The organism is Streptomyces sp. NPDC017993, from assembly GCF_044328065.1.
In the GTDB taxonomy this organism is placed as follows: domain Bacteria; phylum Actinomycetota; class Actinomycetes; order Streptomycetales; family Streptomycetaceae; genus Streptomyces.
Genome location: NZ_JBIRGO010000009.1, coordinates 312905 through 326894, shown reverse-complemented (window position 1 = coordinate 326894; position 13990 = coordinate 312905). Strand labels below are relative to the sequence as shown.

Genomic DNA, 13990 nt, shown 5'->3' with positions numbered 1-13990 from the left:
CGCGGAGGCGGGCGCGGGGTCGCGAGGGGGCGGGGCCTGCGCCGCTCAGACCGTCCAGGTGCGCAGTTCGTCCGCGATGGCGTGCACGTCGGCGTCGCCTTCCTTGACGAGGCGGGCGAGGTCGCGGACTTGCTCGGGGGAGGTGGCTATCTTCAGCCCGCTCGCGACGAGGTAGCCGTAGGCCACGGCGGTGGCGAACATGGCGTTCGAGCGCTCCAACGCCGGCACCCGGAGCAGGAGTTGGAGAAGCGCCGCGGCGCGGTCCTGGGGTTCGGTGTAGACGGGGACGCCGAATATCTCCGCTTCGTGGCGGCCCACGGCGGCCACCAGCGCGCCCCAGTCGGTGACCTGGGGGTCTCCTGGGGTGTGGTGTTCGGCGATCAGAAGGAGCCAGGCGAGATCGATGCGCAGTGTCACGTGGTGCCCGGCTGTCCTTCCCGGTCGGTGGTGGCGGCTCTGCCGCTGCCCGGTTCCAGGCCGAATTCCTCGGCGAAGACCCGTTCGTACTGCTTCATGAAGTCGGAGGCGGCCTCGACGAAAGTCTGGCCGACCTCTCCGGCGTCCTTCAGGACGAGCTCCTCGATATAGCGGTTCACGCTGACTCCCCGCTGCAGGGCGCGCTCCCGCGCCGTCTCGGCGGTGGCTTCGTCCACACGGACGTTCAACTGTGTCTTCGCCACCCCTTCACGCTAGCGCGCAACCGCTAGCATCGGCAAGCGCCACCGTCCGCTTCATCCCTTTCGCCCGGCCAGTGCCGCAGCCCGCGCAGCAGGTCGAGAAAGGCACGCTCCGCGGGCGAGAGCAGACGGTCCCGGCGACGCACGAGGCTGATGGGGCGCGGCTGCGGGGCCGGTGCGGCGGGCAGGGTCAGCAGGGTCCCGGCCCGCACCTCGTGGACCACGGCGTGCTCGGAGATCAGGGCGAGGCCCATGCCCGCGGCCACACACTGCTTCACCGCCTCAGGACCCCAGATGTCCGCCCGCGGCGCCTCGCCGAGGCCCCACTCCGCCAGGACCTGTTCCTGCAGCTCACGCGTCTGGGAGCCGGGCTCGCGCAGCAGAAAGCGGGCACCGGTGAGGTCGTCCGGGGCGATCGTGGCGCGGTCGGCGAGCGGGTGACCGGGCGCGGCGATCAGGACCAGCCGCTCGTCCAGGACGGATTCGACGACGAACCGGTCGCCGTGCGGGGTACCGGCCACCACCGCGACGCCGATACCGCCGCCGAGCAGCTGTTCCTGCACGGTCTCGTTGTTGCCGACGAAGACATCGCAGTCGATCCCCGGGTACCGGCGCTGGTAGCGGGCCAGCAGGGCGGGCAGGAGGTAGGTCCCGACGGTGGTGGAGCCGCCGATCAGCAGCCGGCCGGCGACCAGGCCGCCGACCTGCTGGACGGCGGCGACGGCCTCCTCGGCGAGCAGGAAGACCCGCTTGCCGTACTCGGCGAGGACCTCCCCCTCGGCCGTCGGTCTGGCGCGGGTGCCGGAGCGGTCGATGAGCGTGACCCGCAGCGACTGCTCCAGCCTGCGCACCTGGTTGGAGACCGAGGGCTGACTCATGTAGAGCTTCTGCGCCGCCGCGGAGAAGCCCTGGTGCTCGACGACCTGCATGAAGATCCACAGTCGGTGGAGGTTGAGTTCCACGGCCCTCCCGCGATGGTCGGCGGCCGGCGGCCCGCACCGCGCGGCAGCCCATGATCGACAGCGCGGCGAGCCTAGCCGGGTACGTCCTCGGTGGACAGGGGGCGGGCGCATCCCGACGAGCAGCACCAGCACCACTCCGCTCCGCAGGGCCATCGAACGAGACGACCTGCTCGCCCCGCCGAGCCCTGTACATCGACGACTGCCGACACCGTGAACTCCGTTGCCGGCTGGGCGGGTTGGAGATCGTGGGTGAGGTTCGCCCGGTCGGCATGATGCTCGCCGTCGAGCTGGTCGCCGACCGCGACACCCGCGCGCCGCTACCGATGCTGCCGGAGGGGATGCCGCACGATGTGATCGGCGTGAGACCGGGGTGATCGTGCGGGAGGCGCGGCGCACAACATCGTGCTCTCACCGCCGCTGGTGACGACCGAGGCGGAAGCGAAGGAGACCGTCGGCGCGCTGCGTTCCACTCTCGCCCGCACCCGCCCCACCTGCGAGATCAGCGGCTGACCGGACCGCTCGCCCCGACCGCTGCGACCTCAGGAGGCCCACTTTCGTGTCCGTCCCAGCCCCCGTCCCCCATCTGAAGCGCAGTCTGCGCCGCTTCGACATCATGGCGATGGGCGTCGCCGCCGTGATCTCCTTCGACGTGATCGGGCAGATCGCCACCGGCGGCGGCGAGGCCGTCACCTGGATCGCCGTCGTCGCGGTGACCTTCCTGACTCCCTACGCGCTGATCTTCGCCGAGACCGGCGCCGCCTTCCCGCAGGAGGGCGGCCCGTACGTCTGGGTGGAGCTGGCCTTCGGCCGGCTCGCGGCCGCCCTGACCACGCTGTTCTACTGGGTCACCAACCCGGTCTGGCTCGGCGGCTCCCTGGTGTTCATCGCCGCCCAGGCCTGGGACGGCTTCGTCTCTCCGCTCGGCTCCGGCACGGTGGCCGACTACGCCTTCAAGCTGGTCTTCATCTGGACCGCCATCCTCACCGCGGTCGTCTCGCTGCGCCGCGGCAAATGGATCACCACGGCCGGCGCCGGGGCCAAGGTCCTCTCGTTGGCCTTCTTCACCGGTACCGCCGTCGCGTACGGCGTCCAGCACGGCTTCCCGGGCCTGGACGACGCCGGGTTCTCCCCCACCGGCGCCGGATTCCTCGCGCTGGTGCCCGTCCTGCTCTTCGCCTTCGTCGGATTCGAGGCGCCCAACGCGGCGGGCGACGAGATGCACGACCCGCAGCGCGACATCCCGGTCGCGATCGGCGCCTCCGGGCTCATCGCCACCTGCTGCTATCTGCTGCCGGTGCTGGCCATCCTGTCCGCCGCGCCGGCCGGACGGGTCACCGGCATCGGCGGCTTCCTGGAGGCCTCCCGGCTGGTCTTCGGGGTGTACGGGGACTGGCGCGGCCCGCTGCTGACCACCGTCGCGGTGCTCTTCGTCTTCGGGCTGTTGACCCAGGGCAGCGCATGGATGATCGTCGCCGACCGGATGCAGGCGATGGCCGCCGCGGACGGCGGGTTCTTCAGCCGCCGGCTCGGCGAGTTCCATGCGCGGCTGGGCACGCCGGTGCTGATGAACCTGCTCTCCGGGGTCACCGCAACCGTCTTCATGGTCGCCGCGATGCAGCTGGCGAGCGGGGACACCGGCGCCATCTTCGGTGTGGTGCTGACCGTCGCGATCACCACACTGCTGCTGTCCTACCTCGCCGTGGTGCCGTCGCTGCTCGCGCTGCGGCTGCGAATGCCGGAGGTGGACCGGCCCTACCGCGTCCCCTTCGGCACCCGGGGTTTCACGGTGGCCACACTGCTGGTCTACGCCTGGATCCTGCTCGGCTCCTGGGTGGCGCTGTTCCCCGGCACCCTGGAGCCCGTGGTCGGCATCGAGTACGACTTCCGGGACACCTGGGGCGTCTCCAGGGCCGCCTTCGAATCGTTCACGCTCGGCACCGTCATCCTGCTGCTGGCCGTCGGCGCGGTCGGCTACCTCACGCAGCACAGGCGCCGCCGGCTCGACGCCGAGCGCGGGACCGGGCCGACCGAATAGCGGGCACACGCGACGCGCGCCGAGCCGTCCGGGGGGCACGGCCGACGGTCCGGCGAGCGAAGCTCCTTGCCGGTGCACCGGCAGGCGGCCGGGCCGCGCGCAAAAAGCTATGGCCGGTATAGCGATTTCGGTGGTTCTGCGGCGCTGACGGCCGGTGCTACCCATGAGGGGCGGGCGGATCGGACCGCCCGGCGACATCGACCTCAGGGGTGGATCCGTACATGAACGTAGCCGGTGCCGAGCAACTGCGGGTGAACGGCCGCGACTACGCCTGGCCGCAGCGCCCGGTCGTCGTGGTGTGCATCGACGGCAGTGAGGACGCCTATCACGAACGGGCCGTCGCGGACGGCCGGATGCCCTTCCTGGAGCGGATGCTCCGCGCCGGCAGCGATCTGCGCGCGGACTGCACGATGCCGTCCTTCACCAATCCCAACAACCTCTCGATCGCGACCGGCGTGCCGCCGTCCGTGCACGGGATCTGCGGCAACTACTTCTACGACCCGGCGGCGGACGCCGAGGTCATGATGAACGACCCCGCGCTGCTGCGCGCCCCGACCCTCTTCTCGGCGTTCTCCCAGCAGGGCGCGCGGGTCGCGGTCATCACCGCGAAGGACAAGCTGCGGCGGCTGCTGGGCCAGGGGCTCCATGGCGGGATCTGCTTCTCGGCGGAGAAGGCCGACCAGGTCACGGAGGCCGAGCACGGCATCGACAAGGTGCTGGAACGGGTCGGGATGGAGCTGCCCTCGGTCTACAGCGCCGAGCTGAGCGAACTGGTGCTGGCCGCCGGCGTCGACGTCCTGGAGCGGGACCGCCCGGAGCTGATGTATCTGTCGCTGACGGACTACATCCAGCACAAGCACGCGCCCGGGTCGCCCGTCGCCAACGACTTCTACGCCATGCTCGACCGCTACTTCGCGCGGATCGACGCGCTCGGCGCCGTCCTGGTGGTCACCGCGGACCACGGGATGAACGCCAAGAGCGACGGCGCGGGCGAGGCCCAAGTGGTCTTCCTGCAGGACCTGTTGGACCGTGCGCTGGGCGCCGGCGCCGCGCGGGTGGTGCTGCCGATCACCGACCCGTACACGGTGCACCACGGGGCGCTCGGCTCGTACGCGACGGTGCATCTGCCGGCCGCGACCGACGCGGCGGCCACCGCGGCGCTGATCGCCGAGCTGACCTCCGTGCCGGGCGTGTCGACGGTGCTGACCCGGGACGAGGCGTGCGCACGCTTCGAGCTGCCGGCTGACCGGATCGGTGAACTCGTCGTGATCGCCGAGCGGAACACCGCACTGGGCACCACACCCGACCGGCACGACATCTCCGGCTTCACCGAGCCGCTGCGCTCGCACGGCGGACTGACCGAGCAACGGGTGCCCTTCCTGGTGAACGCGCCGACCGGGCCGCTGCCCGACGGGCACCGGTTGCGCAACTTCGACAGCTACTGGGTGGGGACGGCGCTTGCCGCGGGACGGCCGCTGACCGGCTGACGGTTCCGTTCCGTTCGGCAGCGTCCTCCCCCTCACCGTCCTCCGCGCCCCCTCCACCGCTCCCCCGGCCCCGGCGTGCCGCCGAGGCGCGCGCCGGGGCCGAGCCATGTCCGTTCCTCCCCCGACCCTCCACCCAACCCCCCGCGCTGCCTCCCGACCCGTCACGCCGAGGACAGGACGCCACGATGGCCGACCTCGCACCGCAGCCCGTTCCCCACGGTCCACCGCCGCCGACCAGCACCCGCGACGCCCTCAGGAGGACCCTGCACTGGCGCCGCCGTATCTTCGCGATCACCTGGCTCGCCTACGCGGGCTTCTACTTCGTCCGGCAGGCGTTCTCCGTCGCCAAACTGGGGATCCTGGACGACCCCGCCGTCCATACCGTGCTGACCGAGCAGGTGCTCGGGGTGATCGACGCGGTGTATCTCGCCGCCTACGCCGTGGGGCAGTTCCTGTGGGGGATGTGGGCCGACCGTTTCGGACCGCGGGTGGTGGTGGTCGGCGGCATGATCGGGGCGATCGCCGCGTCCTGCCTGATGGGTATGAGCAGCGCCCTGCTGGTGTTCGGCGGCGCCATGGCCGTCCAGGGACTCGCGCAGTCGGCGGGGTGGGCGCCGCTGTGCAAGAACATGGGCAACTTCTTCCCGGTGCGTGAACGCGGCCGGGTGCTCGGCGTCTGGAGCAGCAACTACGCCTTCGGCGGGCTGGCCGCGCCGCCCTTCCTTGGCTGGTGGGCCTATTCGGTCTTCGACAGCTGGCATGCCGCGTTCCTGGCCGGGGCGGCGACGCTGGCCGTCGTGCTCGCCGCCTTCCTGGTCTTCCAGCGCGACACTCCACCGGACGCCGGGCCGGCCGACCTCCGCCCGGCAGACACGGAGGTCCGGCCAGGGGATACGCATGCCGGTCCCACGGAGGCAGGCTCTGCTGACGCCCACCCCTCGGGCCCCACACGTCTCGCCGAGGAGCCCCCGGCTTCGCGGCCGGGCGCGAGGCGTGCGCCGCTCGCGCTGTACCGGGAGACGCTCCAGGACCGGATGGTGCTGACCCTCGGCGCCGCCTACTTCCTTCTCAAACCGGCCCGTTACGCGATTCTGCTGTGGGGGCCGGTGATCGTCAGCCGACGGCTGCCCGAGGTCGGCAACCTGGGCGCCACCCTCATCCCCGTCGCCTTCGGCGTGGCCGGCGTGCTGGCCCCGGTGCTGATCGGCTGGCTCTCCGACTCCGTCTTCGGGTCGCGGCGGGTACCGCCGTGTGTGCTGGCGCTCGGGCTGCTGACCGTGGCGCTGGTCCTGTTCATGCCGCTGACGGCGACCGGCAGTGCGGGCGTGATGATCGCCGTGCTCGCCATGATCGGCCTGTCCGTCTACGCCGCCGACGCGATGATCTCCTGCGTCGCCGCCGTCGACTTCGGCAGCGCCGGCGGTGCGGGGACGGCCGCCGGGCTGGTCAACGGCTGCGGCTCGGTCGGCGCGATCCTCGGCGGTCTGCTGCCCGGCTTCCTCTCCGGCACCACTCTCTTCCACGGCTTCGCGGGTGCCGCGCTGCTGGCCGGTCTGCTGATGCTCCCTCAGTGGAACCGCGTTCCGGCCCCCGCCTGACGCCCGGCCGCCGTCTTTGTGCCACCCCCTCGCTCCTGGAGTGGCATCTCTTCGTGACCACCTGCCCGCGTTTCAGAGAGGGATACACCCAATGGCGATCACCCATGTGGACACCGCCGTCGTCGGCGGCGGCATCGTCGGCCTCGCGCACGCCCTGGCCGCCGCCCGGCGCGGCGACCGGGTCGTGCTCTTCGAGCGCGACGAGCATGCTGTCGGCGCCTCGATCCGTAACTTCGGCATGATCTGGGCGGTCGGGCAGCAGCGCGGCGCGATCTACCAGCGGGCGCTGCGCAGCCGCGAGATCTGGCAGGAGATCAGCGACCGGACGGGGCTGTGGGCGGCGCCCACCGGCTCGCTGCATCTGGCCCACCACCCCGACGAGTTGGCGGTCCTGGAGGAGTTCGTCGCGACGACCGCACCGGCCCGCGAGCGGGGCGCCGCCATGATCACCGCGGCGGAGGCGGTCAAGCGCGGCCCCGCGGTGCGCGAGGAGGGGCTGCTCGGCGCGATGTGGAGCCCCACCGAGGTCAATGTCGATCCGCGGCGGGCGATCCCGGCGGTCGCCGGCCATCTCGCCGAGGACTACGGCGTGGACGTCCGGTTCGGGACGACCGTGCGCGACATCGCGGCGCCGCACCTGTCCACCACCGCCGGGCAGTGGCGCGCGGACCGCATCCTGGTGTGCAGCGGCAACGACTTCGCGACGCTGTATCCGCAGGTCTTCGCGGAGAGCGGACTGGTGCGCTGCAAGCTGCAGATGCTGCGGACCGGGGTGCAGCCCGGCGGCTGGCAGCTGGGGCCGATGCTGTGCGGCGGGCTGACGCTGCTGCACTACGCCGCGTTCGCGGACTGCACTGCGAGGGCCGCGCTGGAGGCCAGGCTCGGTGAGGAGCTGCCGTTCCACCGCGAGCACGGGATCCATGTCCTGCTGTCGCAGACCGCGGACGGCCGTCTGACGATCGGCGACAGTCACGCCTACGCCGCCACCCACGATCCGTTCGCCGGCGAGGAAATCAACGAGGCGATCCTCGGCTATCTGCGGACCTTCGCGCGGCTGCCCGCCCCGCGCATCACCGAACGGTGGACGGGCTGCTACCCGTCGCTTCCGGACGGCCGCACCGAACTCGTCGTCGATCCGGAGCCCGGTGTGACGGTCGTCAACGGCGTGGGAGGCGCGGGCATGACCCTGTCGTTCGGGCTGGCGGAGGAGGTGGGCGCCGGTTGCGCGGCCCCGCCCCCGCCCGGCCCCCGGCCGCCGTCCGGCGGCCGGGGCCCGGTCGTGCGCGGGTCAGTAGCTGATGCAGGCCGAGTGCCATTGGGTGTAGAAGTCCCAGACCTGCGGGGAGCATTCGGGCGGGCCGTACTGGGATGCCTTGGCCCCGACGTGCGGCAGGTGGGCGTACGCCCCCACACCAGGGCGGTTGACGTGCAGCATGCCTGCCTCGAAGCGGTCCACGGCCTCGAAGGCGCGGGCCTGGGAGGCGGTGAAGATGGTGCCGGACATCCCGTACCTGACCGAGTTCGCGATGCGCATGGCGTCGTCGAAGCCGTCCGCGTCCACGACCGCCAGGACCGGCCCGAAGACCTCTTCCTGTGCCAGCTCGCTGTCCCAGGGCACATCGCGGATGACGGTCGGCCGAACGTAACAGCCTTCCGGCAGCCCAGGGTCGTCGGCGCGCTCCCCGCCGCACAGCACCTTCCCGCCGTCCCGCCGCGCCCCGGCGACGGCGCGCAGCGCGGCCTCCATCCGGGCGGTGTCGACCACCGGGCAGATCTGCGACGCGGGGTCGTCGCCCGGGCCCACACGCATCGCCGCCACCCGGTCGACGAGCCGGTCGAGGAAGGCGTCCCGCACCCGGTGGTCGACGACGGCGCGGCTGGTGGCACTGCAGCGCTGCCCGGCCTGGCCGAAGGCGCCGAGCACCACCGCGTCCACCGCCCGGTCCAGATCGGCGTCGTCCAGCACGATGACCGCGTTCTTGCCGCCGAGTTCGAGCTGGGTGCGCAACAGGCGAGGGGCGCCGCCGGTGTGGATGGCGGTCCCGACGGCGAGCGAGCCGGTGAAGCTGATACCCGCCACGTCCGGGTGCGCGACCAGCGCCTCACCGGCCGCCGCGTCGCCCTGGACGAGGTTCAGCACGCCGTCGGGGAGACCGGCCCGCCGCCCGGCGTCGACGAGCAGCGCCGCGGTCAGCGGCGTGAGCGGGGACGGCTTGAGGACCGCGGTACAGCCGGACAGCAGGGCCGGCGCGACCTTCCACACCGGGATGGCGAGCGGGAAGTTCCACGGCGAGACCAGTCCGACGACGCCGATCGGGCGGCGGAAGGTGTAGGCGAAGGTACGGTCCTCCTCGGCGGGTGCGGTGACCCCGCCGAGGAGCCGGGCCTGGCCGGCGGTGAAGTCGAGCACCGCTCGAGCGCGGGCCACCTCGCCCCGTGCCTCGCTCAGCAGCTTCCCCTGCTCGCGTGTGATCGACGCGGCGAACTCCTCGCTCCGCTCGGCGAGTTGGCGACCGATCTCGGTGAGGTACGCGGCCCGGCGGATCGGCCCCAGCGCCCGCCAGCCGGGCAGGGCGGCCGAGGCGGCCGTCACCGCCCGGTCGGTGTCCTCGCCTCCGGACTCGGCGAACTCCCCGAGGCGGTCGTGGAGATCGGCCGGGTTGATGTTGGTCCGGGTCTGCCCCGACTCGGCCGGCGTCCACCGGCCGTCGATGAAGTTCAGCAGATGGTGCGGCGCCACTGGTGGCCGCTGCGGAACGTAGGCCATGTCCTGCCCCTTCGCCGGTCGACTCGGTCCCGGCCAGGCTCGCCCAGGCCGTCGGCGGACACCATCCACTGATTGCGAATGCGGGCGATAGCCGGCGGCTATCGGGGCTCCGACGTGGCGAGGGCACGGTGGCGGCTCGGGTCGTGGGGGGGGCGGCCACGATCACCGCTGCGCGAGGCGGAGGCCGTTCCGTCGCGCAGCGGGCCCCGCATCACGGCGAGGGCGCGCCCGCAACGACGTTGATGTTGAAGGCGTGGGTTCCCAGGCTGCTGGCGATCCCGATGAAGAGCAAGGCGAAATGTTCCTGGCCGCGTGCGGTGATCGGGCCGCCCATGCCGTCTGGGAGGACCGGGGCCGGCCCAGGTCGTCGAGCAGCAGGGCGGTGGTCTTCTTGGCCTCGGCGTGGTCGCCGGACAGGAAGACGGTGCTCGGGCCACCCAGTGCCCCTGGCTGCGTCATCACGGAAGCCTCCATGGTGCACAGCGTCTTGACCAACGGAGTCTTGGGGAACTCCTGTTGAATCTGCTCGCTCAGGCTGCTGTCGGGGTGGGAGATTCCGGTGAAGTCTTCGGAGATGCCCACGCCGATGTCCACCAGCGTCTTCCCTGCCAGGACCGACGCCCCGATCGCGTGCAGGACGTCCAGGGACGCCGTCCCCCAAGTCGCGTTGACCACTGCCTCCGCGTGCGTTGCGGCCTCGATGAGACCCACGACGGGGAAGCGTCGATCTTCACGGTTCTGCGGTTGTCGCGACCCGAGAACGACATCGTGCCCCGCCGCGGACCAGCCGGCCGCCAATGCCCGGGCGACGTTGCCTGTGCCCAATATCCCTATACGCATGGTGTGACGCCAACGGCGTCCCGCGCTCCGGCGGATCGGGCGGCGGCCCGAGATCAGGGCGGCACCAACGACGTAGGCCGGTGGTTCCTTGACACGGGCGGTTCGAGCGGCATGGGGAGCCGCGGTTCCCTCCGCATCGCCGCCGGATGCGTAAGCCGGGGCCCGCGGCCCGACCCTGAGGCTTCAGAGACCGATCGCCCCGTCGATCCGCTCACGGAGCAGGTCCGCATGTCCGTTGTGTCGGGCGTACTCCTCGACCATGTGGAGGAGCACCCACCGCAGCGACACCGCCCCGCGCCACGAGTCGTGGCCCACGAGGTCGAGGTCGGGTGCCTCGGTGACGAAGTGCTCGGCGAACGCCACCTCGGCACGCCAGGCTCTCCACGCGGCGGCGACGACCGAGGGGTCGGACACCGCACCGTCGAAGTCGCCGTCGGGCTGCGCCGTCGAGGAGAACAGCGACGGCGCCTCCTGCCCGGCCAGCACCCTCCGGAACCAGCGGCGCTCCACATCGGCGAGGTGCCGGATGAGGCCGAGAAGGGACAGCGTGGACGGCTCCACGGAGCGTCGGGACAGGTCCGCTTCCAGGCCCGTGCACTTCCGCTCCAGCGTCGCGCGCTGCGCCCCCAGGAAGTCGACGAGCATGCGCCGCTCGCCGCCGGTCGCGGGACCGCTGAACCGAGGATCCTGCTCTGCGGCGACGGACATGTCGGCTCTTCTACCGGGACCGGCCATACCCACCATCCTGAACCACGTCGGTGTGGGCGGGAATCCGCGGGCGCGGGCAGGGCCTGCCGCTCTTGTCGGCGGATGCCTGGGCCGCAGAGGTGCCCCCCGGTCCGGCGACCCTCCCGAGATTCGTGATGACATGTCCGGAGTGGGGGCCACCGCCAGGGAACTCTTCACGGAAGCGTCACAAGATTCTCTCGCCGCCTTCGGTGTGTGTCGTTAGCGTTACTGGCCGCTCGGTCTTGCGTGCGAATGTGAACAGGTCTCCGGCGCCCCTGGCGGCGCAGTCAGCAGAAAGATCACCGATGGACTACTGCTCGTCGTGCCGCCGGAACCTCAATGGGGCGCTCATGTGTCCGGGATGCGGTGCTTATGCCCCGGACATAGCCCCGCCCGGCTACCGTCCCGATGACACGTCGGGTGCCGCCGCGACGTGGGAGGCACAACACGCCCAGGAGGCGGCTGCCCCGGGGCTCCAGCACGACCCGTTCGGCTTCGACGTCTCGCCGTTCGGTGTCAGCGGCGCATCTGAGAACACCACGGTCGACAGGGCGGATGCGGCCGATCCGGCAGGTGACGGTTCGGCCGGCGGCTTCGCGACCTCCTCCCCCACCGGGCAGGGCCGGGCCGCTCGGCGTCGGCAGCTGGCCCGTTGGAAGAAGCACCGGCGCCGGGCCGCGGCCGCGGCGACCTTCGCCATCGCCGGGGGCGCCCTGACCGTCTCTCTGCTGCCGAACAAGCCGTCCGCCGGCCATACCCAAGCAGCCGCGGCGTCGCCGGACCCGGAGCGCAAGGTCACCGACACGAAGCCGGAGCGGCCGGACACCCGGGCCTCGCGGGACAGCGATACGCGCAAGCCCAAGTCCGCCGACCGCGCGCAGCACACCGACGCCACGACGCCCCCGGCGACAACGAGCCGGCAGCCGTCAGCCGCTGCCACCGGCCATCCCCGGGCGGCCCCGAGCGCGAAGCCGCACACCGCGTCCACGATGTCCAAGAGGACGCACACCGAGAGCGCGAGCACCGAATCCGCACCGGCGACGAGCGCGCCCTCCGCGGCCAAGCCCTCCGACGCGAGCACCCCGTCCGGGAGCCAGGAGGCGACTCAGCCGACGCCTTCGACGCCCTCGGCGACATCGCCTTCGACAACTGAGCCCACCTCGCCGACACATCTGTGCCTGCTGGGCCTGGTGTGCGTTGAATGACGGCTGAGCCGTCATCGGGCGGCCCTCAAGTGGTCGCCGCACTGTGAAACAGGGGGATGACGGCGTACGGCCCCCGCCCGTGCACCAGCTCGGGCGGGGGCCGGTCAGTTCAGCTGCCGGTACGCGTGAGGGCTCACCTCAGAGCAATCGCCTCAGAGGAAACTGACGTTCTGGGCGAGCGCGAGGTTGCTGGAGTAGTTGATGGTGTTGGTGGCCGGCCGCATGTAGGCGCGCCAGGCGTCGGAGCCGGATTCACGGCCGCCGCCGGTCTCCTTCTCACCGCCGAACGCGCCGCCGATCTCGGCGCCGGAAGTGCCGATGTTGACGTTCGCGATGCCGCAGTCGGAGCCCTCGGCGGACAGGAAACGCTCGGCTTCCTGCTGGTCGCGGGTGAAGATGCTGGAGGACAGGCCCTGGGGGACGTCGTTGTGCAGGGCGATGGCCTCCTCCCACGTGTCGTAGGTCTGTACGTACAGGATGGGGGCGAAGGTCTCCTCGCGGACGACGTCGTTCTGTGCGTCGACCCGCACGATTGCCGGCTCGACGTAGCCGGCCTGCGGGGCGGCGTCGGCCAGTCGGCGATTGCCGCCGGCGAGGATCTTGCCGCCTTCGGCCTGGACGCGGGTGAGGGCGTCCTGCATGGTGTCGAGGGCCTTGGGCGAGATGAGCGGGCCGACGAGGGTGCCCTCGTCGAACGGGTCGCCGATGGGCAGCTTCCGGTAGGCGGCGGTGAGCCGTGCGACGAGAGTGTCGGCGATGTCGCGGTGGACGATGAGGCGGCGCAGGGTGGTGCAGCGCTGTCCGGCGGTACCGGCCGCGGAGAAGACGATGCCCTGGACCGCCAGATCGAGGTCGGCGGACGGCGCGACGACGGCGGCGTTGTTCCCGCCGAGCTCCAGCAGGGTGCGTCCGAACCTGGCGGCGACGCGGGGGCCGACCTCCCGTCCCATCCGGGTGGAGCCGGTGGCGCTGACCAGGGCGACGCGCGGGTCGTCGACGAGCTTCTCGCCGACCGTGCGGTCCCCGAGCAGCAGACGGTGTACGTCGCGGGGGGCGCCGACCTCTTCGGCGGCCCGGTCCAGTAGCCGGTCGCACGCCAGGGAGATCAGCGGGGTGAGTTCGGACGGCTTCCAGACCACGGTGTCCCCGCAGGCGAGGGCGACAGCGGTGTTCCATGACCAGACGGCGGCGGGGAAGTTGAAGGCGGAGATGACGCCGACCACGCCGAGCGGGTGCCAGGTCTCGGCGAGGCGGTGGCCGGGGCGCTCGGAGGCGATCGTGCGGCCGTAGAGCTGGCGCGACAGGCCCACCGCGAAGTCGCAGATGTCGATCATTTCCTGGACCTCCCCGAGCGCCTCGGAGCGGATCTTTCCCGCTTCGATGGTGATGAGGTCGGCCAGATCGCCCTTGTGGTCGCGCAGCAACTCACCCAGCCTGCGCACCAGTTCACCTCGGCGGGGGGCGGGTGTGGTGCGCCAGACGAGGAAGGCCGCGCTGGTGGCGGCGAGGGCTTCCTCGGTGTCGGTGGCGGTGGCGGCCGTCAGACCGAAGAGGTCTTCGCCGGTGAGAGGGGTGCGGGCCTGGAAGTCGGTGCCTTCCTGGAGGGTGACGCCGATGCGCTCCAGGCCGGCGCGGGCGCGGACACGCAGTTCCTCGGTGGTGGGCAGGGTGGTGTTCGTCATGATGCTCC

Annotated in this window: 11 protein-coding genes and 2 pseudogenes; 6 read left to right on the top strand and 7 right to left on the bottom strand. The window is 71.8% G+C overall.

Annotated elements, in window-relative coordinates; translation table 11 throughout:
* Positions 1–45: 45 nt before the first annotated feature.
* The 3 genes from ACH4FH_RS19335 to ACH4FH_RS19325 are packed head-to-tail and all read right to left on the bottom strand — an operon-like array spanning position 46 to position 1639.
* Positions 46–417, bottom strand: a complete 372-nt coding sequence (locus tag ACH4FH_RS19335) for a fic family toxin-antitoxin system, toxin component (protein ID WP_398557064.1) — start codon at positions 415–417, stop codon at positions 46–48.
* Positions 414–680, bottom strand: coding sequence for a hypothetical protein (locus ACH4FH_RS19330; protein WP_398557063.1), 267 nt, complete (start codon positions 678–680; stop codon positions 414–416). The genes ACH4FH_RS19335 and ACH4FH_RS19330 overlap by 4 nt, the downstream gene beginning before the upstream one ends.
* Positions 681–703: 23 nt before the next feature.
* The gene (locus ACH4FH_RS19325) at positions 704–1639 is read right to left on the bottom strand and encodes a LysR family transcriptional regulator (protein WP_398557062.1); all 936 of its coding nucleotides are present in this window, start codon (positions 1637–1639) and stop codon (positions 704–706) included.
* Between the two features lie 245 nt (positions 1640–1884).
* Here ACH4FH_RS19325 and ACH4FH_RS19320 point away from each other — a divergent pair, with 245 nt between their 5' ends.
* From ACH4FH_RS19320 to ACH4FH_RS19300, 5 genes and pseudogenes are all read left to right on the top strand, one after another.
* Positions 1885–2013 (top strand): hypothetical protein, encoded by a 129-nt coding sequence (locus ACH4FH_RS19320; protein ID WP_398557061.1) that lies wholly within the window; start codon positions 1885–1887, stop codon positions 2011–2013.
* A gap of 182 nt (positions 2014–2195) precedes the next feature.
* Positions 2196–3674, top strand: coding sequence for an APC family permease (locus ACH4FH_RS19315; protein WP_398557060.1), 1479 nt, complete (start codon positions 2196–2198; stop codon positions 3672–3674).
* A 221-nt stretch (positions 3675–3895) separates the two neighbouring features.
* Entirely contained in the window at positions 3896–5161 is a 1266-nt protein-coding gene (gene phnA, locus ACH4FH_RS19310; protein ID WP_398557059.1) for a phosphonoacetate hydrolase, read from the top strand.
* Positions 5162–5346: 185 nt separating this feature from the next.
* Positions 5347–6759: an MFS transporter gene (locus tag ACH4FH_RS19305; RefSeq protein ID WP_398557058.1), complete on the top strand. Its 1413-nt coding sequence runs from the start codon at positions 5347–5349 to the stop codon at positions 6757–6759.
* 91 nt (positions 6760–6850) lie between these two features.
* Positions 6851–7912, top strand: a pseudogene (locus tag ACH4FH_RS19300) (TIGR03364 family FAD-dependent oxidoreductase); the annotation flags it as partial.
* A gap of 135 nt (positions 7913–8047) precedes the next feature.
* Here ACH4FH_RS19300 and ACH4FH_RS19295 read toward each other — a convergent pair.
* From ACH4FH_RS19295 to ACH4FH_RS19285, 3 genes and pseudogenes are all read right to left on the bottom strand, one after another.
* The gene (locus ACH4FH_RS19295) at positions 8048–9526 is read right to left on the bottom strand and encodes an aldehyde dehydrogenase family protein (RefSeq protein ID WP_398557057.1); all 1479 of its coding nucleotides are present in this window, start codon (positions 9524–9526) and stop codon (positions 8048–8050) included.
* Between the two features lie 211 nt (positions 9527–9737).
* A pseudogene (locus ACH4FH_RS19290) lies at positions 9738–10366 on the bottom strand (NADPH-dependent F420 reductase).
* Positions 10367–10549: 183 nt separating this feature from the next.
* On the bottom strand, positions 10550–11074 hold the full coding sequence (locus tag ACH4FH_RS19285) for a DinB family protein (protein WP_398557056.1): 525 nt from the start codon (positions 11072–11074) through the stop codon (positions 10550–10552).
* Positions 11075–11445: 371 nt separating this feature from the next.
* Here ACH4FH_RS19285 and ACH4FH_RS19280 point away from each other — a divergent pair, with 371 nt between their 5' ends.
* Positions 11446–12300, top strand: a complete 855-nt coding sequence (locus ACH4FH_RS19280) for a hypothetical protein (RefSeq protein ID WP_398557055.1) — start codon at positions 11446–11448, stop codon at positions 12298–12300.
* 152 nt (positions 12301–12452) lie between these two features.
* On the opposite strand, the gene ACH4FH_RS19275 is transcribed toward ACH4FH_RS19280, so the two are convergent.
* Positions 12453–13982 (bottom strand): aldehyde dehydrogenase family protein, encoded by a 1530-nt coding sequence (locus tag ACH4FH_RS19275; protein WP_398557054.1) that lies wholly within the window; start codon positions 13980–13982, stop codon positions 12453–12455.
* Positions 13983–13990 lie beyond the last annotated feature (8 nt).

Bases quoted from the DNA above. Each gene is read 5' to 3' on its own strand.
- phnA (WP_398557059.1), top strand. From the start codon at position 3,896: ATGAACGTAGCCGGTGCCGAGCAACTGCGGGTGAACGGCCGCGACTAC.
- ACH4FH_RS19305 (WP_398557058.1), top strand. From the start codon at position 5,347: ATGGCCGACCTCGCACCGCAGCCCGTTCCCCACGGTCCACCGCCGCCG.
- ACH4FH_RS19295 (WP_398557057.1), bottom strand. From the start codon at position 9,526: ATGGCCTACGTTCCGCAGCGGCCACCAGTGGCGCCGCACCATCTGCTG.
- ACH4FH_RS19285 (WP_398557056.1), bottom strand. From the start codon at position 11,074: ATGTCCGTCGCCGCAGAGCAGGATCCTCGGTTCAGCGGTCCCGCGACC.
- ACH4FH_RS19280 (WP_398557055.1), top strand. From the start codon at position 11,446: ATGTGTCCGGGATGCGGTGCTTATGCCCCGGACATAGCCCCGCCCGGC.
- ACH4FH_RS19275 (WP_398557054.1), bottom strand. From the start codon at position 13,982: ATGACGAACACCACCCTGCCCACCACCGAGGAACTGCGTGTCCGCGCC.